We start from the raw sequence: 19,467 nt of genomic DNA on the forward strand, positions 1-19,467 counted from the left end.
AAGTCCGACGTGAAGCGCAAGGTTCGCGACGGCGGCGAGCGCGAGATGCGTCAGATGCGCGACCGCGCCCAGCGTGAGCTGGACCGGCTCGAGGAGATCTGGACCACCTTCACCAAGCTGGCCCCCAAGCAGCTGATCGTCGACGAGGTGCTCTACCGCGAGCTTGTCGACCGCTACGGCGAGTACTTCCAGGGCGCCCTGGGCGCGGAGTCGATCAAGAAGCTCATCGAGAACTTCGACATCGACGCCGAGGCCGACAACCTGCGTGACGTCATTCGTAAAGGCAAGGGCCAGAAGACGCTTCGTGCTCTCAAGCGCCTGAAGGTCGTCGCCGCGTTCCAGATGTCGGGCAACTCGCCGATGGGCATGGTGCTCGATGCGGTGCCGGTGATTCCGCCGGAACTGCGCCCGATGGTGCAGCTTGACGGTGGCCGGTTCGCCACGTCGGACCTCAACGACCTGTACCGCCGAGTGATCAACCGCAACAACCGCCTCAAGCGGCTGATCGACCTCGGCGCGCCCGAGATCATCGTCAACAACGAGAAGCGGATGCTGCAGGAGTCGGTGGACGCACTGTTCGACAACGGCCGCCGCGGCCGTCCGGTCACCGGACCGGGCAACCGTCCGCTCAAGTCGCTGTCGGATCTGCTCAAGGGCAAGCAGGGCCGGTTCCGTCAGAACCTGCTCGGCAAGCGCGTCGACTACTCCGGCCGTTCGGTCATCGTGGTCGGCCCGCAGCTCAAGCTGCACCAGTGCGGCCTGCCCAAGCTGATGGCACTCGAGCTGTTCAAGCCGTTCGTGATGAAGCGTCTGGTCGACCTGAACCACGCGCAGAACATCAAGAGCGCCAAGCGAATGGTCGAGCGTCAGCGTCCGCAGGTGTGGGACGTGCTCGAAGAGGTCATCGGTGAGCACCCGGTGCTGCTGAACCGCGCGCCGACTCTGCACCGACTGGGTATCCAGGCTTTCGAGCCGCAGCTGGTCGAGGGCAAGGCCATCCAGCTGCACCCGCTGGTGTGTGAGGCGTTCAACGCCGACTTCGACGGTGACCAGATGGCCGTGCACCTTCCGCTGAGTGCGGAGGCGCAGGCCGAGGCTCGCATCTTGATGCTGTCCTCGAACAACATCTTGTCGCCTGCGTCGGGCCGCCCGTTGGCCATGCCGCGTCTGGACATGGTGACCGGGCTGTACTTCCTGACCACCGAAATCGACGGCGACACCGGCGAATACACGCCTGCCGCCAAGGATCGGCCGGAGACGGGCGTCTACTCGTCGCCCGCCGAGGCGATCATGGCGCTGGATCGCGGTGCACTGTCGGTGCGGGCCAAGATCAAGGTGCGGTTGACGCAGCTGCGTCCGCAGGCCGAGATCGAGGCCCAGCTGTTCGGCGACGAGGGCTGGAAGCCGGGCGACGCCTGGACGGCCCAGACCACGTTGGGTCGCGTGCTGTTCAACGAGCTGCTTCCGGTGAGCTACCCGTTCATCAACCAGCAGATGCACAAGAAGGTGCAGGCGTCGATCATCAACGATCTCGCCGAGCGCTACCCGATGATCGTGGTCGCACAGACCGTGGACAAGCTCAAGGACACCGGTTTTCACTGGGCCACCCGCTCGGGTGTCACGGTGTCGATGGCCGACGTGCTGGTGCCGCCGAACAAACAGGAGATCCTGGACCGCTACGAGAAGGAAGCCGACGGGATCGAGAAGAAGTACCAGCGTGGTGCTTTGAACCACGACGAGCGCAACGGCGAGCTGGTCAAGATCTGGCAGCAGGCGACCGAAGAGGTCGGTAAGGCGCTGGAGGAGCACTACCCCGAGGACAACCCGATCATCACGATCGTGAAGTCCGGAGCGACGGGCAACCTCACCCAGACGCGCACGCTGGCAGGCATGAAGGGCCTGGTGACCAACCCGAAGGGTGAGTTCATCCCGCGGCCGATCAAGTCCTCGTTCCGCGAGGGCCTGACGGTGCTGGAGTACTTCATCAACACCCACGGTGCCCGAAAGGGTCTGGCGGACACCGCTCTTCGCACCGCTGACTCGGGTTACCTGACCCGTCGTCTGGTCGACGTGAGCCAGGACGTCATCGTTCGCGAGACCGATTGCGAGACCGAGCGTGGCATCAACGTCACGCTGGCCGAGCTGCAGTCCGAGGCGCTGGTTCGCGATCCGCACATCGAAACCTCGGCGTACGCGCGGACTTTGGCCGCCGACGCCGTCGACGAGAAGGGCAACGTCGTCGTCGAGCGGGGTCACGATCTCGGTGACCCGGCCATCGAGGCGCTGTTGGCGGCGGGCATCACCGACGTCAAGGTTCGCTCGGTGCTGACCTGCACGACCGGCACCGGTGTGTGTGCGATGTGCTACGGCCGTTCGATGGCGACCGGCAAGCTGGTCGACATCGGCGAGGCCGTCGGCATCGTGGCCGCGCAGTCCATCGGCGAGCCCGGCACGCAGCTGACCATGCGCACCTTCCACCAGGGCGGTGTGGGTGAGGACATCACCGGTGGTCTGCCCCGCGTGCAGGAGCTGTTCGAGGCACGTGTGCCTCGCAACAAGGCGCCCATCGCGGACGTCTCCGGCCGTGTGCAGCTCGAGGAGACCGACTCCTTCTACAAGATCACCATCATTCCCGACGATGGTGGCGAGGAAGTCGTCTACGACAAGCTGCCCAAGCGCAACCGTCGCCTGAAGGTGTTCAAGCACGAGGACGGCACGGAGCGGCTGCTCACCGACGGCGACCACGTCGAGGTCGGCCAGCAGCTGATGGAAGGCTCCGCGGACCCGCACGAAGTGCTGCGTGTCCAGGGCCCCCGCGAGGTGCAGATCCACCTCGTCAAGGAGGTCCAGGAGGTCTACCGCGCTCAGGGTGTGTCGATTCACGACAAGCACATCGAGGTGATCGTCCGGCAGATGCTGCGGCGCGTCACGATCATCGATTCGGGCGCGACGGAGTTCCTGCCCGGCTCGCTGACCGAGCGCGGCGAGTTCGAGTCGGAGAACCGTCGGGTGGTGGCCGAGGGCAACGAGCCCGCGGCCGGTCGCCCGGTGCTGATGGGCATCACGAAGGCATCGCTGGCCACGGATTCGTGGCTGTCGGCGGCGTCGTTCCAGGAGACCACTCGCGTGCTGACCGATGCGGCGATCAACTGCCGCAGCGACAAGCTTCAGGGTCTGAAGGAGAACGTGATCATCGGCAAGCTGATCCCGGCCGGTACCGGCATCAACCGGTACCGCAACATCCAGGTGCAGCCGACCGAAGAAGCCCGCGCTGCGGCGTACACGATCCCGTCCTACGAGGATCAGTACTACAGCCCGGACTTCGGCCAGGCCACCGGTGCCGCGGTTCCGCTGGACGACTACGGCTACAGCGACTACCGCTAAGTCAGTCAAGGAAAGAGCCCTCGCTTCGTGCGGGGGCTCTTTTCTTTTGCCGTCTCTTTGCGCCCAAACCGACACACGGGCGAGAAAGTGCGAGTACATCTCGCCATTTCGTCGATCTCGGCGTCGGTTCAACTGTCGCAGCGCGTCACTAGACTGGCGCCGTGCTCATTGGTTCGCATGTCCACCAAGACGACCCCCTGGCAGCGGCGCAGGCCGACGGCGCCGACGTGGTGCAGTTCTTCCTCGGCAACCCGCAGAGCTGGAAGAAGCCCAAGCCCCGCGACGACGCCGAAACGCTGAAGGCGGCGAGCGTGCCTTTATATGTGCATGCGCCGTACCTGATCAACGTTGCGTCGGCGAACAACCGCGTGCGCATCCCGTCGCGCAAGATCCTGCAGGACACCTGCGACGCCGCCGCGGAGATCAACGCCACCGCGGTAATCGTGCACGGCGGCCACGCCGACGACAACGACATGGAGGCCGGCTTCGAGCGCTGGGTGAAGGCGCTGAAGTACCTCGAAACCGACGTGCCGGTCTACCTGGAGAACACCGCAGGCGGCGACCACGCGATAGCCCGCTACTTCGACACCATCGGCAGGCTGTGGGACCACATCGGCGACAGCGGTATCGGCTTCTGTCTTGACACCTGCCACGCATGGGCGGCAGGTGAAGTGCTTATCGACGCGGTCGACCGAATCAAAGCGCTGACCGGCCGCATCGACCTCGTGCACTGCAACGACTCGAGGGATGCAGCCGGCTCCGGGGCGGACCGGCACGCCAACTTCGGCACCGGTCAGATCGATCCCGACCTGTTGGTTGCCGTCGTGAAGGCCGCCGATGCGCCGGTCATCTGCGAGACTGCCGACGAGGGCCGTAAAGACGACATTGCCTTCCTGCGGGAGCACCTGGACTAGCAGCCGAACGGCATCCGAACGACAGACGACCACGCGGTTAATTAGGCTGTTCGCCGGGAACAACCACAATCCCGGTCGAGAGGCTGCCGTGTCCACAGTTGACGAAGCGCCGGTTGCGACGGCGCGCGTCAACGACGAGCCGGTAACCGGCCGAGGTCGAGGCCTCAAGATCCTGCGCGGGGTGGCGATCGCCGTGTGGGCCGCGGTCGTCGTCTTCCGCACCGTGACCGCCGGGTTCGCGTTCAACCGCGAACTGGTTCTGCTCTACGTCGCGACCGGCCTGCTCGCCGCGAGCATCGGGCAGGGCCGCCGCATGCTTTTTGTCATCCGCGACTGGTTGCCGTTCGCCCTTGTCTTGCTCGCCTACGACTTGAGCAGGGGCGCCGCCGATCTGATCGGCAGGCCGACCTTGTGGCAGTGGCCAGCCGACGTCGACCGCTGGTTGTTCTTCGGCACCATGCCAACGGTGTGGCTGCAGGAGCGGTTGAAGCTGCCCTTGCCGCCATGGTGGGAAGTGGTCATGAGCACCGTGTACATGTCCTTCTTCATCCTTCCGTATGGGGTGGCGGGTGTGCTCTGGCTGCGGGACCGAGAAGAATGGAAGGCGTTCGTCAAGTTGTTCGTCGGGCTGTCCTTCGCGGGTCTGGTGATTTACGCGTTGGTGCCGGCGGCGCCGCCATGGGCCGCCGCGCGCTGTACCGCGGCAGACGTCGAGGGTGGCCCGCCGGGCCCGCCCTGCATGTTCGGCACGGCCCGCGGGGTTCCTGACGGTGGCCTGCTGGGAGCGATGCAAGTCAGTCAGGACGGCGCCAATGGCTGGGTCGAGCGGATCGTCGGGCGTGGTTGGGGCAAGCTGAACATGCACACCGCGAGTGCGCTGCTCGACTCGGGCCAGGCGAGCGTCAACCTGGTGGCTGCCATCCCCTCGTTGCACGCCGCGACGACCGCCGCTATCGCGGCATTTCTCTGGAATCGTGTCCATCGAGGGTGGCGGCCTTTTTTGGCCGCTTATGTGCTCGTCATGGCCTTCACGCTGGTGTACACCGCCGAGCACTACGTGATCGACATCCTTCTCGGCTGGGCGCTGGCGGCGGTTTCGCTGTTGGCGGTCAACCGGATCGAGTCACGCCGAGCGGGGCCGTCGTCGGAAATGGTGGACGTTCAACCGGGCCAGACCGTTAATTCGTGATGTGATCCCTGCGTAGACAACGTCACGCGGATTCACCATCGACTACACGGTGTCGGGCGACGGGCCGCCCCTGTTGCTGGTCCCGGGGACACTCTGCGCAGCCAGGCACTGGTTCGGGTTCGGGCATGTGTCCACCCTGCGCCGGCACTGGCGTGTCATAGCCGTTGATCCGCTGGGGCACGGAAGCAGCGACACCCCGCACCACGCCGACGCATACGAAGCGGCAGGAGTCACATCGGATCTGGTGGCGGTATTGGACGCTACAGGCGTGGCCGAGGCGACCGTGTGGGGGTATTCGCGCGGAGGTTGGTTGGCGTGCAATTTGGCCAGCGGCTATCCCGAACGAGTGAAGCGCCTCGTCGTCAGCGCCTATTCGATGAGCGCCCATGAAGAGGAAGTCGGTCGAATACTGGTGCCGTTGGCGGGCTTCCTGCGAGACGGGAATTGGCCCGCGCTCTGGCAGGCCCTCGGAGTCGCCGATCCAAAGTTTCAGCAGATGATGGAGGACACCAACGACGCCGTGGCTGTAGCGGCGGCCATCGACGGTTCCCTCAGACCCACCCGATATGTAGATCCGACGTTGATCCGTTGTCCTGCAACGTATTACGTCGGATCCGAAGATTGGATAATGCCGTACGTCTACACCGATGCCGAAAAGCTCGACGCGACTGTCGACGTCATCGATGGTTGCGGCCATATGGGGTCTTTCTTTGCGGCGGCCGAGCCTGTCCTGGCCGCGATGAGTGCGCGACTGGGGCGTTGAACCGCTGACAGCCTGGGCTCGGCGTCGGCCGAGCGCCTAAGGGATCAGCGGCTTGTTGGCCGTTACCATTCCGGCATGGCGGACTCCGAGACGTTTCAGCAACCCCAGCAACCCCAACCGCATACGAAGCCTGCGACGACCTCGTCCGGTGGAGGCGCGAAGGTTGTTGCGCTGCTGTCGCTCATCGTTGCGCTGGCGGCGATCGGTGTCGCCGCATGGGCAATCGTGATGGCGTGGCCACAGAAGGAGGCGACGCCGCAACCGACCGCTGAGTCGAAGCAAAAGGTGTGCGCGGCCTTTGACACGGTGAGCAAGGCGGTTCAGTTGCAGACGCATGCCGATCTCGGGCCCGACCCGGTGGCACAGACCGCGGTGGCGGCCAACGCCCGCCTTTCGCTGATCGGTGGCGGCGAATATCTGCTGAGCCGCCTGGACGACCAGACGCCGCCGGACCTCGCCGAAGCGGTTCGCCTGTTCGCGAACAACCTCGACGAGATCGGGATGAACGCGCTCGCCGGGGCGACCAACGACGATCCGCAGCAGGCAGCGCGATTGACTGCCGGCGAGGACGGCAGGAACAAGGTCGCCGACCTCTGTAAGTAGCAGACGCCTTACGCATCTTGTGCGGCTGTCGGGAAAATGTAATATCGGAGACATGCCAGACACGCACGTCGTCACCAATCAGGTCCCTCCGCTCGAGGACTTCAACCCGGCGTCCTCACCAGTACTCACCGAGGCCCTGATCCGCGAGGGCGGTCAATGGGGCTTCGACGAGGTCGCCGACCTCGGAGCGCTTTCCGGCAGCGCGCAGGCGCAGCGCTGGGGCGAGATCGCTGATCGCAACCAGCCGGTCCTGCACACCCACGACCGCTATGGCCATCGTGTCGACGAGGTCGAGTATGACCCCGCCTACCACGAGCTGATGGAGGTCGCGGTCGGCCACGGCCTGCACGGCGCCCCGTGGGCCGACGACCGGCCGGGCGCCCACGTCGTCCGCGCCGCCAAGACGTCGGTGTGGACGCCCGAGCCCGGCCACATCTGCCCGATATCGATGACCTATGCCGTCGTGCCTGCGCTGCGCTACAACAAGGAACTCGCCGACGTCTACGAGCCGCTGCTCACCAGCCGCTCCTACGACCCCGAGCTGAAAGTGCCTGCCACCAAAGCCGGTATCACCGCAGGAATGTCGATGACCGAGAAGCAGGGCGGCTCCGACGTGCGCGCAGGCACCACCCAGGCGACCCCGAACGCTGACGGCAGCTACAGCCTGACCGGACACAAATGGTTCACCTCAGCGCCGATGTGTGACGTCTTCCTCGTCCTGGCCCAGGCTCCCGGCGGACTATCCTGCTTCTTCCTGCCGCGGATCCTTCCCGACGGCACTCGCAACCGGATGTTCCTGCAGCGGCTCAAGGACAAGCTCGGCAACCATGCCAACGCGTCGTCAGAGGTCGAGTACGACGGCGCTACCGCGTGGATGGTCGGCGAAGAGGGCCGTGGTGTGCCGACCATCATCGAAATGGTCAACCTCACCCGGCTGGACTGCACACTGGGCAGCGCGACCAGCATGCGCACCGGTCTGACCCGCGCCATCCATCACGCGCAGCACCGAAAGGCATTCGGCGCCTACCTGATCGACCAGCCACTGATGCGCAACGTTCTCGCCGACCTCGCGGTCGAGGCTGAAGCCGCAACCATCCTCGCGATGCGGATGGCGGGCGCCACCGACAAGGCCGTCCGCGGAGACGAGCGCGAGACACTGCTGCGCCGTATCGGACTGGCCGCAAGCAAGTACTGGGTGTGCAAGCGCGCGACGGGCCACGCCGCTGAAGCGATGGAATGCCTCGGCGGCAACGGCTACGTCGAGGAGTCCGGCATGCCGCGGCTTTACCGTGAGGCCCCACTGATGGGCATCTGGGAGGGCTCCGGCAACGTCAGCGCGCTGGACACATTGCGCGCCATGGCAACCCGGCCTGAAAGCGTCGACGTGCTGTTCGACGAACTCGCCGAGTCCACCGGTCAGGACCCGCGGCTGGACGCACACGTCGACGGGCTCAAGCCGCAATTCGACGACCTCGAGACCATCCAGTACCGGGCCCGCAAGGTCACCGAGGACATCGCGCTCGCGCTGCAGGGCTCTCTGCTGGTGCGGCACGGACATCCGGCAGTCGCCGAAGGGTTCCTTGCCACCCGGATGAGCCGCCAGTGGGGCGGCGCCTACGGAACCATGCCCGCTGGGCTGGACCTCGCGCCGATCCTCGAGCGGGTGCTGGTCAAGGGATGAAGCGGTCGTGGGCATCTAGCGCGGCGGGCTACCCACTCTCTTGAAGTCGTCAGGCAGTTGACTGAGGACGTCGTTGAACTCACCCGGTGTGACGGCATCGCGCAGCGTGTCGAAGACCACGTCGACAGCCATCTCGGCCGTATTGACGTCGCTCCCACTACGTTCTGCGACGCGGCGAACGAACTCGACGAAATCGAAGGCCTCGGCTTCTTCTTGCGCGGGCAGCAAAGGGTTCTGGAGCGGAATAGGCAGCTGGTCGGCGAGGTCGCGGGCCTCGCCGCCGGTGATGCGTTCGGCAAGTGTGGTCAGTACCGCGCGGGTGAGTGTCTCTGCTTCGGATCGGCCGACACCGACTCCGGAGGCCACCCTGGAGATGAACTCGTCATATTTCATGTTCGTCAGGGTTGTCGGGTCCGCCTCGCAATTCCTCCACCCACGCGAGCCAAATTCGTCCTTGGGAATCGGTCCCCGAACGCTGTTACGGCTGTTGTGCGACTGTCGAAAAAACGTAACATGAAAGACATGCCAAAAAGCACGCCGTCACCAACCTGGCTCCTCAGCTGCAGGACCTCGATCCGGCGACCTCGCCGGTGCTGATCGCGGCGCCGATCCTCGAGCGGGCTTTGGTCAAAGTCCCGGACGCGAGGAGGACAGACAAAGTCCCGGACGCGAGGAGGACAGACAAAGGATGACCCACGCCATCAGGCCCGTCGATTTTGACAATCTGAAGACGATGACCTACGAGGTCACCGATCGGGTTGCGCGAATCACGTTCAACCGCCCCGAAAAAGGCAACGCGATTATCGCCGACACCCCGCTGGAGCTGTCCGCGCTCGTCGAGCGGGCCGACCTCGATCCCGGTGTCCATGTCATCCTCGTGTCGGGCCGGGGCGAAGGCTTCTGCGCCGGCTTCGACCTGTCCGCCTACGCCGAGGGGACCTCGTCGGCAGGTGGCGGCAGCCCGTACGCGGACACCGTGCTGTCCGGCAGAACACAGGCCGTCAACCATCTGCCCGATCAGCCGTGGGACCCGATGGTCGACTACCAGATGATGAGCCGCTTCGTTCGCGGCTTCTCCAGCCTGATGCATTGTGACAAGCCCACGGTGGTGAAGATCCACGGCTACTGCGTGGCAGGTGGCACCGACATCGCGTTGCACGCCGATCAGGTGATCGCGGCGTCGGACGCCAAAATCGGCTACCCGCCGATGCGGGTGTGGGGTGTGCCCGCCGCAGGCCTGTGGGCGCACCGACTCGGCGACCAACGCGCGAAACGCCTTCTGTTCACCGGCGATTGCATCAGCGGAGCGCAGGCGGCCGAATGGGGACTGGCCATCGAGGCGCCCGACCCGGACGACCTCGACGAGCGCACCGAACGCCTGGTCGGGCGCATCGCCGCGATGCCCGTCAACCAACTCATCATGGCGAAACTGGCGCTCAACACCGCTCTGCTGCAGCAGGGGGTCGCCACCAGTCGAATGGTGAGCACCGTGTTCGACGGCGTCGCTCGCCACACTCCCGAGGGGCACGCGTTCGTCGCCGAGGCGCGCGAGCACGGCTTCCGCGACGCCGTGAAGAGTCGCGACGAACCCTTCGGCGACGCGGGACGCAAGACGTCCGGGGTCTGACCGGTGGCCACGCTCAGCCGGATGACCGCGCGCTCGGTGGTGCTGAGCGTGCTCCTCGGTGCGCATCCAGCATGGGCGACCGCGGCCGAACTGGTCCGGCTCACAGCGGATTTCGACATCAAGGAAGCGACCTTGCGGGTCGCCCTCACCCGGATGGTCAGCGCGGGGGACCTGGTGCGGTCCGAGGACGGATACCGGCTGTCCGACCGACTGCTGGCTCGGCAGCGACGCCAGGACGACGCGATCAACCCGCAGCTGAGATCGTGGGACGGCACGTGGACGACCCTGGTGATCACCAGCGTCGGCATCGATCCGCGCACCCGGGCCGGACTGCGAACGACGTTGCAGCAGAGTAGGTTGGCCGAGTTGCGCGAAGGCGTCTGGTTGCGCCCGGACAACGTGAAGATCACGCTGCCGGACGAGGTGCTGTCACGGGTGAGGGTGATGCACGGATACGACGACAGCCCCGCGGAGTTGGCCGGCCAGCTGTGGGATCTGTCCGCCTGGGCGGGCACCGGCGAAGAATTGCTCGACGACATGTCGGCCGCGACCGACACCCAGGGCCGGTTCATTGCCGCCGCGGCAATGGTGCGCCATCTGCTGACCGACCCCGTACTGCCCGACGAGTTGCTGCCCGACGGCTGGCCGGGTGCCGCGCTTCGGGACTCCTACGCGCGATTCGCCGCCGAGTTGGTGGCATTGCGCAACGAATCCGAGTTGATGGAGGCGACATGAGTGTGCGAGTCGAACGCAGCGGGCCGGTCACCACGGTGATCATGAACCGGCCTGAGGCGCGCAACGCCGTCAACGGCCCTACGGCAGCCGAATTGTTCACCGCCTTCGACGAGTTCGACAAGGACGACTCCGCGTCGGTCGCCGTGCTGTGGGGCGACAACGGAACCTTCTGCGCCGGCGCCGATCTGAAGGCATTCGGCACACCCGACGTCAATCCCGCGCACCGGACCGGACCGGGGCCGATGGGACCGACCCGAATGGTGTTGTCGAAACCGGTGATCGCCGCGGTCAGCGGATACGCGGTGGCCGGCGGACTGGAACTGGCGCTGTGGTGTGATCTGCGGGTGGTGGAAGAGGACGCCATCATGGGTGTCTTCTGCCGACGCTGGGGCGTGCCGTTGATCGACGGCGGCACCGTGCGGCTGCCGCGGCTGATCGGCCACAGCCGGGCGATGGACATGATCCTGACCGGTCGCGGGGTGGACGCCGCCGAAGCGCTGGCGATGGGGCTGGCAAACCGTGTCGTGCCGACGGGTCGGGCGCGGGAGAACGGCGAGGAACTCGCCGCGGAACTCGCCGCGCTGCCGCAACAGTGCATGCGCGCCGACCGCACGTCGCAACTCAATCAATGGGGGCGCTCCGAAGTGGACGCCATGGATTTCGAATTCGGCAGTCTGACCCGTGTCGCGGCGGAATCGCTGGAGGGCGCAACGCGATTCGCGAAGGGAGCGGGACGGCACGGCGCGTCCGCCTAGGAGTCGACGAAAAGCCGGCTCCTGACGAACTCCTCGATGGCGTCGGCTCCCACGTCGGCTCCGTTGCGCTTCCGGATCTGCGCTCCCAGCCGAGCGGCCGCGTCGGCGTAGCTGGAGTCACCCAGCACCGTCTCGACGGCAGCTCGAATACGTTTGGGCCAAGCGTGTTTCGACAAAAGAATGCCCGCGCCGACGCGCTCGAGCGCCGCTCCGACACCTTTCTGGTCGATCATCGGGTTCGCGGGCATGACGATTTGCGGCACCCCGAACGACAGCGCCCGCATCGCGGTGCTATGCCCGCCGTGTCCCACCACCAATGAGGTCGTGGAAAGGACCTCGTCATGGTCGAGCCAGTCATGCATCGCCGCGTTCTGCGGTACGCGCAATCCGGCGGCGTCGATGCCTGGTCCGACCGTCACGATGGCCTCGACCGGTAGAGGCCCGACCGCGTCGAGGATGTTCTGCAGCATTCGGCGCTGCCCGGCGAACGCGCAAGTGCTGAGGCTCACCAGGATTCGCGGAACGGGTGTCGGCACGGCGGCACTCGGCACGCCTTGCCACACGACGCCGGTATGGCACACCGGCGGAGCGGCACGCATCGGGTCGAGATCCGCGCGGGCGGCGACCACTTGCAGCAATCCGCGGTGTTCGGCCGCGAGCGGGTCTATCCCGCGCAGCCGAAGCATCCATCCGACCGGACCGCCCGCGAGGTCCTGGACCGCCCGGTAGAAGCAGTGCACGAAGACCGCCGTAGGGATGCCTGCGCCGACGACTGTGGGGATTCCCGCAGTCAGGATCATGTCGACGACAACGGCGTCCACCTTGTGGCGCCGCGCAACCTCCACCACGCAATGACCGAGTCGTCGATCCGCCGCCACCCGGGTGAATGCCGTCATGATCGCCGCGAGCGATCGCTGGATCGTCGGGTCGAAATTCGTGCCCTCAGTAAATGATTCGAACGGCAGACCTGCGGCTTCGACGCGCTCGCGGATACCGCGGTGTCCGAGTACGTGGACTTGCGCGCCACGGGACTTCAGCGTCCGGGCGACCGCCAACTGCGGCGGAATGTTGCCACCGCCGTCCACCATGACGAACAGGATTTTCATGGCGTCGGGGCTCCGGCGAGAAGCGCCTCCGTCATCAGGAGCATCCGGTCGCGCACGTCGTCGACGGACAGACCGCGGTCGAGCCGCAGCAGCTTCCATGTGTAGACGTCGGTGGCGACGACGAGGACATCGATCAACCGGGTGCGTTCGCCGGTTCCCGCGGGGAGTCGGTCGGCGAACACCTCTTCGACCCAATGGCGATGCCCAAGCCGTCCCGCACTGTTCATCCGGGCGGCGCGCGGGTCGTTTTCTTCGGTCAGCATGGCCAGCACGACCTCACCCCGCGCCTCGTAGTGAGCGATGAGCACCTTCATTGCGCCCTCGAGGTCGCCTGGCGGCGGAATGCGTTCGGCCATCACCTCGTCGTAGGCCTGCGACCACGCGGCCTCGATGAGGCCGTCGCGGCTTCCGAAATGCCGCAGCACCGTCTTCACGGTCACATCGGCGCGCTCGGCGACCGTCGGCAGCGTGAGCGCGAACGAACGTTCGGCCATGAACGTGTCTATGGCGGCCTTGATGATCGCGTCTCGGGTCGCGTTTTTGGCCCCCTGACGTGTGCCCATGTCATATTTGCGCGATTTCATGTCCACGGCAATGTACACCGATTTCAGCGTTCGTGTCCACAGTTATGGACACGAAAGTCCGGCCGATCAGCCCTTGCTGATCTTGTTGCCCGAGCCGGTGTCGTTGATCTTCGGATCACCCTGTTTGTAAGTGACGGTGTTGTTGAAGCCGACGACGCTGAGTCCCTTGTCGACGCGCTCCATGGTGACCGTGTTGTCCGCGCCGCCGATGTTCGCGTTGGCGCAGGTGCCCTTGATGGTCAGCTTGTTGTTGTTGCCGCCGATGTTGAGCGATTTGCCGTCCGCGCAGTCGAGTTCGGTCGTCGTGCCGACCGAGCTGTAGTTGATGGTGTTGCCGATCTCGACTTGGCCGCCTCCGGAGCCGAGTGTCGCTGTCGGAGTGTTGCTGTCGCTGCTTTCCGCTCCGCAACCGGCAAGCCCGACGGCTGCGGCGACCGCAGTGACACCAATCAAGACGCGCGTACGCATGGGTTCCTCTCGCTTCCGTTTGGTGCGAACAGAACGCGGACGGTCACGCCGGTATGCGGTCGATCCGGTTCGTCATGCCAAGTTCCCGACCGCGATCCCAGACGGCAGGTTCGCCGTTCTTGTAGAAGACGGCCTGGTCGGATCCGTACACCGTGATGTCGTTGATCACATTGTCGGCCACGATGGTGTTTCCCGAGCCCTGCACCGTCACCGCCCAACAGGTGCCCAGCGCGTTGATGGTGTTGTTGGCTCCGAGCACGATCAGCGTCGACTCGTTGCAGTCGATGGTCTGATTGCTGCCGATCGAGGTGATGTGCGTATCGCCGTTCTTGGCCTGCGCCGCGGGCACACTCACGGTGAGCGCGACGGGCACTGCGACCGCGAGGGCGACCATCGATCGGCTCAACGCTCTGCAACCCCCAGCCGTCATGGCTGTAGAGCGTACGTCGTGCGAGTGGTTCATGGCAGCACTTGACCGGTTCGGTTCACCCCGGAGCTGCGCCGAACGAGTCGCGGCGCCGTACACCGCTGGGTAGCGTGTGCAGGCGATGCGTTGGCCTGTCAAAGCGGTTGCTATCGCGGCGGTCACGGCGGTGATGACCGTCGCGGGGTGTGCGCAGACCGTCAGCGGGACCGCGCAGAGAGCCCACCCTTCGGTGCCCGACCCGGAGCGCAGCTACGGATACTTGGACAACCGATGCGGCCTACTGGAGGACAGCTCGATTCAGCAGATATTGGGCGCCACCAACGTGGTGAGGCCCTACAGCGGCGCCGTCTGCCAATACGTGTTGGAGCGCGGTCCTGGGCCCGATGTCGGCCCCGGTGCACCTCCGAACACCACGATCGACGTCGTCTTCTCCTGGTTCGAGACCGGCAGCCTGGACCGGGAACGGACCTTCGCCGATCAGCGCGGCGCAAAGGTCACCGAGAAAGTCGTCGAGCGGCACGAGGCGTTTCTGGCCCGCCGCGATACGAATGGCGCGGGTTGCTCGGCGACCGCCGCAGCAGGCCCCGGTGTGCTGAGTTGGTGGGTGCAGACGCGCGGCAGGACCGACAGCGACCCCTGCGCCGACGCCGAGAAACTGCTCACAGCGACGCTGTCGTCGGATCTATGACCATGTCCAGGCGCATCTCCAGCCTGGGGCCGGCGCTCCTTGCCGCAGCGGCCATGCTGACCGGCTGCGGCACGCCGCAACATCCCGCCGCGACCGACGCGACCGCGGCCCCGCCCAGCAGCGGCTTCCAGAGCGGGGAATGCAACAACGTCACCGACGCGGATGTCACCAAGGCCGTCGGGTCGGCGATGTTCACCAAGGTCGTCGACAGCGACTCCGGCTGTTTCTGGCAGGAGAACACGATGCTCGGCTCGTTCGGGGCGGGCATGGGCATCTCGACGTGGTGGTACCGCGGCAGCGACATGGATACCGAGCGGACACTCGAGCAACAGGCCGGCCGCACGCTGACCGAACTGTCCGTCGACGGCAACAAGGGATTCAAGGCCTCCGATGGCAACGCCTGCAGCATCTATGTGTCCAAGGGCGGGGACGTCATCACCTGGTCGATCCAGACCATGAATCCGGCCACCCTGCCCGATCTGTGCGACATCACCGAGCAGCTGGCCCAGCTCAGTCAGGAACGTGTCAACTGAGTGAGTGGAAACTAGAGGTGTTAGTTTTCGCATATGGCAGGCCCTCCCGTGCCCCAATCGTCCGGTCGGCGACCGGGCAAATTGAGCCGGGACTCCATCGTCAACGCCGCCCTCACCTTCCTGGATCGCGATGGTTGGGACGCCCTGACGATCAACGCGCTGGCCACCCAGCTCGGCACCAAAGGCCCGTCGCTGTACAACCACGTCGACAGCCTGGAAGACCTGCGCCGCACAGTGCGGATGCGTGTCGTCGGCGACATCATCGACATGCTGAAAACCGTCGGTCAGGGCCGCACCCGCGACGACGCCGTGATGGCGATGGCGAGTTCTTACCGCAGCTACGCCCACCACCACCCCGGGCGCTATTCCGCGTTCACTCGGATGCCGCTCGGAGGAGACGATCCCGAGTTCACCGACGCGACCAGAGCCGCGGCGGGACCGGTGATCTCGGTGCTGGCCTCTTACGGGTTGGACGGTGAGGACGCGTTCTACGCCGCGCTGGAATTCTGGTCGGCGCTGCACGGGTTCGTGCTGCTGGAGATGACCGGGGTGATGAACGGAATCGTCGATACCGATACTGTGTTCAGTGACATGGTCATGCGGCTGGCAGCCGGCATGCACAGGCGCTGAACGTCCGCACGGGCTGACCTGCGGTAAGGCGCCTGGTCACGGGTTTGGATCGATGTGGTCTGCCCTGGTATCGTGGATCGCCGTGCCTGGCAGTAGGCGGTTGCCGCACGCCGGGCCAATTCGCATGTCGTGAAGCATCGGAAATGGATTCGTCAAAAGATTTCGGTGCGGGCGCGTGCGACACTCCCGGTCGCGGGGTAAGCGAGCGGGGCATAACAGCAGTACAGAGACTTAGAACAACACGAAGAGACGAAGAAAGAAAGCCGGTAGATGCCAACCATTCAGCAGCTGGTCCGCAAGGGTCGCCGCGACAAGATCGCCAAGGTGAAGACCGCGGCCCTCAAGGGCAGCCCGCAGCGGCGCGGTGTGTGCACCCGCGTCTACACCACCACCCCGAAGAAGCCGAACTCGGCGCTTCGGAAGGTGGCGCGCGTCAAGCTGACGAGCCAGGTTGAGGTCACGGCTTACATCCCAGGCGAGGGCCACAACCTCCAGGAGCACTCGATGGTGCTCGTCCGCGGCGGTCGTGTGAAGGACCTGCCCGGTGTGCGCTACAAGATCATCCGCGGCTCGCTCGACACTCAGGGTGTCAAGTCCCGCAGGCAGGCTCGCAGCAAGTACGGCGCCAAAAAGGAGAAGAGCTGATGCCGCGCAAGGGACCCGCGCCCAAGCGTCCGCTGGTGAACGACCCGGTCTACGGATCGCAGTTGGTCACCCAGCTGGTCAACAAAGTTCTGCTGGACGGGAAGAAATCACTGGCCGAACGCATTGTTTATGGTGCGCTCGAACAGGCCCGGGACAAGACCGGCACCGATCCGGTCGTCACCCTGAAGCGCGCTCTCGACAACGTCAAGCCCTCGCTCGAGGTGCGCAGCCGACGCGTCGGTGGCGCCACCTACCAGGTTCCGGTCGAGGTTCGGCCGGAACGGTCGGTGACGCTGGCCCTTCGTTGGCTCGTCAGCTTCTCCAAGCAACGCCGCGAGAAAACGATGATCGAGCGGCTGTCGAACGAGATCCTCGACGCCAGCAATGGCCTGGGCGCCGCCGTCAAGCGGCGCGAGGACACCCACAAGATGGCCGAGGCGAACAGGGCCTTCGCGCACTACCGCTGGTGAGAACCGCCGGCGCGCGATGCGGCCGCCGGGCGTGACAACAACAGCAACCAAGCAACCGAAAGAGTGAGACTTCCGTGGCACAGAAGGACGTGCTTACCGACCTGAATAAGGTCCGCAATATCGGCATCATGGCGCACATCGATGCCGGTAAGACCACGACGACCGAGCGCATCCTCTACTACACCGGTATCAGCTACAAGATCGGTGAGGTGCACGACGGTGCCGCCACCATGGACTGGATGGAGCAGGAGCAGGAGCGGGGTATCACCATCACCTCGGCTGCCACCACCACGTTCTGGAAAGACCATCAGATCAACCTGATCGACACCCCCGGCCACGTCGACTTCACCGTCGAGGTGGAGCGCAGCCTTCGGGTACTCGACGGTGCTGTTGCCGTGTTCGACGGCAAGGAGGGGGTCGAGCCGCAGTCCGAGCAGGTCTGGCGGCAGGCTGACAAGTACGAGGTCCCGCGCATCTGCTTCGTCAACAAGATGGACAAGGTCGGCGCTGATTTCTACTTCTCCGTGAAGACCATGGAGGACCGCCTCGGTGCGAACGTCATCCCGATCCAGTTGCCGATCGGCTCGGAGAGCGAGTTCGAGGGCATCGTCGACCTGGTCGAGATGAACGCCAAGGTGTGGCGGGGCGAGACCAAGCTGGGCGAGACCTACGACACCATCGAGATCCCCGCCGATCTGCAGGGGAAGGCCGACGAGTACCGCACCAAGCTGCTCGAGGCGGTCGCCGAGACGGACGAGGCGCTGCTGGAGAAGTATCTCGGCGGCGAAGAGCTCACGGTCGAGGAGATCAAGGGCGCGCTGCGCAAGTTGACGATCACCTCCGAGGCTTACCTGGTGCTGTGCGGCAGCGCGTTCAAGAACAAGGGCGTGCAGCCGATGCTGGACGCGGTCATCGACTATCTGCCGTCTCCGCTGGACGTGCCGCCGGCCACCGGCCATGCGCCCGGTAAAGAGGACGAAGTCATCATCCGGGAGCCGTCGACCGACGAGCCGTTCGCGGCGCTGGCGTTCAAGGTCGCCACGCACCCGTTCTTCGGCAAGCTGACCTATGTCCGGGTGTACTCGGGCAAGGTCGACTCCGGTTCGCAGGTCATCAACGCCACCAAGGGCAAGAAGGAGCGGCTGGGAAAGCTGTTCCAGATGCACTCCAATAAGGAGAACCCGGTTGAGTACGCGTCAGCCGGGCACATCTACGCGGTGATCGGACTGAAGGACACCACGACCGGTGACACCTTGAGCGATCCGAACCAGCAGGTTGTGCTGGAGTCGATGACGTTCCCCGATCCGGTGATCGAGGTGGCGATCGAGCCCAAGACCAAGAGCGACCAGGAGAAGCTGTCGCTGTCGATCCAGAAGCTCGCCGAAGAGGATCCAACCTTCAAGGTGCATCAAGATGTCGAAACGGGCCAGACGGTCATCGGCGGCATGGGCGAATTGCACCTGGACATCCTGGTCGATCGGATGAAGCGCGAGTTCAAGGTCGAGGCCAACGTCGGCAAGCCGCAGGTGGCCTACAAGGAGACCATCAAGCGCAAGGTCGACAAGGTCGAGTTCACGCACAAGAAGCACACCGGTGGCTCTGGCCAGTTCGCGAAGGATCTCGTCAGCAACGAGCCGTTCAGCGGCGAGGACGGCGCCACCTACGAGTTCGAGAACAAGGTCAGCGGCGGCCGCATCCCGCGCGAGTACATCCCGTCGGTGGATGCCGGCGCCCAGGACGCCATGCAGTACGGCGTGCTGGCCGGTTATCCCCTGGTGAACCTGAAGGTCACGCTGCTCGACGGTGCGTACCACGAGGTTGACTCCTCGGAGATGGCATTCAAGATCGCCGGTTCCCAGGTGCTGAAAAAGGCTGCGCAGCAAGCGCAACCGGTCATCATGGAACCGATCATGGCCGTCGAGGTCACCACGCCCGAGGACTACATGGGCGATGTGATCGGCGACCTGAACTCCCGCCGTGGTCAGATCCAGGCCATGGAGGAGCGCAGCGGTGCCCGCGTCGTGAAGGCGCATGTGCCGCTGTCGGAGATGTTCGGTTATGTCGGCGACCTTCGGTCGAGGACACAGGGCCGGGCGAACTACTCCATGGTGTTCGATTCGTACGCCGAAGTTCCGGCGAACGTGTCGAAGGAGATTGTGGCGAAGGCGACGGGTCAGTGAGAATCGAGAATTGCCGGCGTGCCGGCAAAAGTTCGAGCTCGGAGCTGATCCGGAGTCGAGCAATCGATCACGCGAAGGCGACGGG

Annotated in this window: 20 protein-coding genes; 15 read left to right on the plus strand and 5 right to left on the minus strand. The window is 65.1% G+C overall.

The window, feature by feature from the left end:
- From rpoC to QOC76_RS07585, 6 genes are all read left to right on the plus strand, one after another.
- The coding region (gene rpoC, locus QOC76_RS07560) for a DNA-directed RNA polymerase subunit beta' (protein ID WP_526355803.1) at positions 1-3,384 on the plus strand (3,384 nt) is incomplete at its 5' end.
- 161 nt (positions 3,385-3,545) lie between these two features.
- Complete coding sequence (locus tag QOC76_RS07565; RefSeq protein ID WP_526355805.1) at positions 3,546-4,298, plus strand: deoxyribonuclease IV; 753 nt, start codon at positions 3,546-3,548, stop codon at positions 4,296-4,298.
- A gap of 88 nt (positions 4,299-4,386) precedes the next feature.
- Complete coding sequence (locus tag QOC76_RS07570; RefSeq protein ID WP_526355807.1) at positions 4,387-5,487, plus strand: phosphatase PAP2 family protein; 1,101 nt, start codon at positions 4,387-4,389, stop codon at positions 5,485-5,487.
- Positions 5,488-5,536: 49 nt separating this feature from the next.
- Complete coding sequence (locus tag QOC76_RS07575; RefSeq protein ID WP_526355809.1) at positions 5,537-6,250, plus strand: alpha/beta fold hydrolase; 714 nt, start codon at positions 5,537-5,539, stop codon at positions 6,248-6,250.
- A gap of 75 nt (positions 6,251-6,325) precedes the next feature.
- Complete coding sequence (locus QOC76_RS07580; protein ID WP_526355811.1) at positions 6,326-6,853, plus strand: hypothetical protein; 528 nt, start codon at positions 6,326-6,328, stop codon at positions 6,851-6,853.
- A gap of 52 nt (positions 6,854-6,905) precedes the next feature.
- Positions 6,906-8,534: an acyl-CoA dehydrogenase family protein gene (locus QOC76_RS07585; protein WP_526355813.1), complete on the plus strand. Its 1,629-nt coding sequence runs from the start codon at positions 6,906-6,908 to the stop codon at positions 8,532-8,534.
- A gap of 15 nt (positions 8,535-8,549) precedes the next feature.
- Here the strand turns inward: QOC76_RS07585 and QOC76_RS07590 are convergent, their stop codons facing one another.
- A complete protein-coding gene (locus QOC76_RS07590; protein WP_526355815.1) occupies positions 8,550-8,927 on the minus strand; it encodes a DUF2267 domain-containing protein in 378 nt (125 codons plus the stop codon).
- Positions 8,928-9,222: 295 nt separating this feature from the next.
- Between QOC76_RS07590 and QOC76_RS07595 the strand changes: the two genes are divergently transcribed.
- From QOC76_RS07595 to QOC76_RS07605, 3 genes are read left to right on the plus strand one after another with little or no spacing between them, the layout of a single operon-like run.
- Entirely contained in the window at positions 9,223-10,161 is a 939-nt protein-coding gene (locus QOC76_RS07595; RefSeq protein WP_526355817.1) for an enoyl-CoA hydratase/isomerase family protein, read from the plus strand.
- Between the two features lie 21 nt (positions 10,162-10,182).
- A complete protein-coding gene (locus tag QOC76_RS07600; RefSeq protein ID WP_526355819.1) occupies positions 10,183-10,896 on the plus strand; it encodes a PaaX family transcriptional regulator C-terminal domain-containing protein in 714 nt (237 codons plus the stop codon).
- A complete protein-coding gene (locus QOC76_RS07605; RefSeq protein ID WP_526355821.1) occupies positions 10,893-11,651 on the plus strand; it encodes a crotonase/enoyl-CoA hydratase family protein in 759 nt (252 codons plus the stop codon). The genes QOC76_RS07600 and QOC76_RS07605 overlap by 4 nt, the downstream gene beginning before the upstream one ends.
- Here QOC76_RS07605 and QOC76_RS07610 read toward each other — a convergent pair.
- The 4 genes from QOC76_RS07610 to QOC76_RS07625 form a co-directional block, all read right to left on the minus strand.
- Complete coding sequence (locus QOC76_RS07610; RefSeq protein ID WP_526355823.1) at positions 11,648-12,757, minus strand: glycosyltransferase; 1,110 nt, start codon at positions 12,755-12,757, stop codon at positions 11,648-11,650. The genes QOC76_RS07605 and QOC76_RS07610 overlap by 4 nt on opposite strands.
- Complete coding sequence (locus tag QOC76_RS07615; RefSeq protein ID WP_526355825.1) at positions 12,754-13,341, minus strand: TetR/AcrR family transcriptional regulator; 588 nt, start codon at positions 13,339-13,341, stop codon at positions 12,754-12,756. The genes QOC76_RS07610 and QOC76_RS07615 overlap by 4 nt, the downstream gene beginning before the upstream one ends.
- Before the next feature lie 66 nt (positions 13,342-13,407).
- Entirely contained in the window at positions 13,408-13,809 is a 402-nt protein-coding gene (locus QOC76_RS07620; RefSeq protein WP_526355827.1) for a DUF3060 domain-containing protein, read from the minus strand.
- A 43-nt stretch (positions 13,810-13,852) separates the two neighbouring features.
- Positions 13,853-14,239, minus strand: coding sequence for a DUF3060 domain-containing protein (locus QOC76_RS07625; RefSeq protein WP_526355829.1), 387 nt, complete (start codon positions 14,237-14,239; stop codon positions 13,853-13,855).
- Between the two features lie 118 nt (positions 14,240-14,357).
- Here QOC76_RS07625 and QOC76_RS07630 point away from each other — a divergent pair, with 118 nt between their 5' ends.
- The 6 genes from QOC76_RS07630 to fusA all read left to right on the plus strand — a co-directional run bounded on the left by QOC76_RS07630 (position 14,358) and on the right by fusA (position 19,382).
- Positions 14,358-14,924 (plus strand): DUF3558 family protein, encoded by a 567-nt coding sequence (locus QOC76_RS07630; RefSeq protein WP_526355831.1) that lies wholly within the window; start codon positions 14,358-14,360, stop codon positions 14,922-14,924.
- A 2-nt stretch (positions 14,925-14,926) separates the two neighbouring features.
- Positions 14,927-15,457: a DUF3558 family protein gene (locus tag QOC76_RS07635; RefSeq protein ID WP_526355833.1), complete on the plus strand. Its 531-nt coding sequence runs from the start codon at positions 14,927-14,929 to the stop codon at positions 15,455-15,457.
- 33 nt (positions 15,458-15,490) lie between these two features.
- Positions 15,491-16,087: a TetR/AcrR family transcriptional regulator gene (locus QOC76_RS07640; protein WP_526355835.1), complete on the plus strand. Its 597-nt coding sequence runs from the start codon at positions 15,491-15,493 to the stop codon at positions 16,085-16,087.
- A 270-nt stretch (positions 16,088-16,357) separates the two neighbouring features.
- Entirely contained in the window at positions 16,358-16,732 is a 375-nt protein-coding gene (gene rpsL / locus QOC76_RS07645) for a 30S ribosomal protein S12 (protein ID WP_526355837.1), read from the plus strand.
- Entirely contained in the window at positions 16,732-17,202 is a 471-nt protein-coding gene (gene rpsG, locus QOC76_RS07650) for a 30S ribosomal protein S7 (RefSeq protein ID WP_526355839.1), read from the plus strand. The genes rpsL and rpsG overlap by 1 nt, the downstream gene beginning before the upstream one ends.
- 74 nt (positions 17,203-17,276) lie before the next feature.
- On the plus strand, positions 17,277-19,382 hold the full coding sequence (fusA, locus tag QOC76_RS07655) for an elongation factor G (RefSeq protein ID WP_526355841.1): 2,106 nt from the start codon (positions 17,277-17,279) through the stop codon (positions 19,380-19,382).
- The last annotated feature ends 85 nt before the right edge of the window (positions 19,383-19,467 follow it).

This window comes from Mycobacterium sp. (genome assembly GCF_032159565.1).
Taxonomy (GTDB): domain Bacteria; phylum Actinomycetota; class Actinomycetes; order Mycobacteriales; family Mycobacteriaceae; genus Mycobacterium.

What these genes read in the sequence shown, in the direction of transcription:
- QOC76_RS07580 (WP_526355811.1), top strand. Translation starts at nt 6,326, where the DNA reads ATGGCGGACTCCGAGACGTTTCAGCAACCCCAGCAACCCCAACCGCAT.
- QOC76_RS07585 (WP_526355813.1), top strand. Translation starts at nt 6,906, where the DNA reads ATGCCAGACACGCACGTCGTCACCAATCAGGTCCCTCCGCTCGAGGAC.
- QOC76_RS07590 (WP_526355815.1), bottom strand. Translation starts at nt 8,927, where the DNA reads ATGAAATATGACGAGTTCATCTCCAGGGTGGCCTCCGGAGTCGGTGTC.
- QOC76_RS07595 (WP_526355817.1), top strand. Translation starts at nt 9,223, where the DNA reads ATGACCCACGCCATCAGGCCCGTCGATTTTGACAATCTGAAGACGATG.
- QOC76_RS07600 (WP_526355819.1), top strand. Translation starts at nt 10,183, where the DNA reads ATGACCGCGCGCTCGGTGGTGCTGAGCGTGCTCCTCGGTGCGCATCCA.
- QOC76_RS07605 (WP_526355821.1), top strand. Translation starts at nt 10,893, where the DNA reads ATGAGTGTGCGAGTCGAACGCAGCGGGCCGGTCACCACGGTGATCATG.
- QOC76_RS07610 (WP_526355823.1), bottom strand. Translation starts at nt 12,757, where the DNA reads ATGAAAATCCTGTTCGTCATGGTGGACGGCGGTGGCAACATTCCGCCG.
- QOC76_RS07615 (WP_526355825.1), bottom strand. Translation starts at nt 13,341, where the DNA reads ATGAAATCGCGCAAATATGACATGGGCACACGTCAGGGGGCCAAAAAC.
- QOC76_RS07620 (WP_526355827.1), bottom strand. Translation starts at nt 13,809, where the DNA reads ATGCGTACGCGCGTCTTGATTGGTGTCACTGCGGTCGCCGCAGCCGTC.
- QOC76_RS07625 (WP_526355829.1), bottom strand. Translation starts at nt 14,239, where the DNA reads ATGACGGCTGGGGGTTGCAGAGCGTTGAGCCGATCGATGGTCGCCCTC.
- QOC76_RS07630 (WP_526355831.1), top strand. Translation starts at nt 14,358, where the DNA reads ATGCGTTGGCCTGTCAAAGCGGTTGCTATCGCGGCGGTCACGGCGGTG.
- QOC76_RS07635 (WP_526355833.1), top strand. Translation starts at nt 14,927, where the DNA reads ATGTCCAGGCGCATCTCCAGCCTGGGGCCGGCGCTCCTTGCCGCAGCG.
- QOC76_RS07640 (WP_526355835.1), top strand. Translation starts at nt 15,491, where the DNA reads ATGGCAGGCCCTCCCGTGCCCCAATCGTCCGGTCGGCGACCGGGCAAA.
- rpsL (WP_526355837.1), top strand. Translation starts at nt 16,358, where the DNA reads ATGCCAACCATTCAGCAGCTGGTCCGCAAGGGTCGCCGCGACAAGATC.
- rpsG (WP_526355839.1), top strand. Translation starts at nt 16,732, where the DNA reads ATGCCGCGCAAGGGACCCGCGCCCAAGCGTCCGCTGGTGAACGACCCG.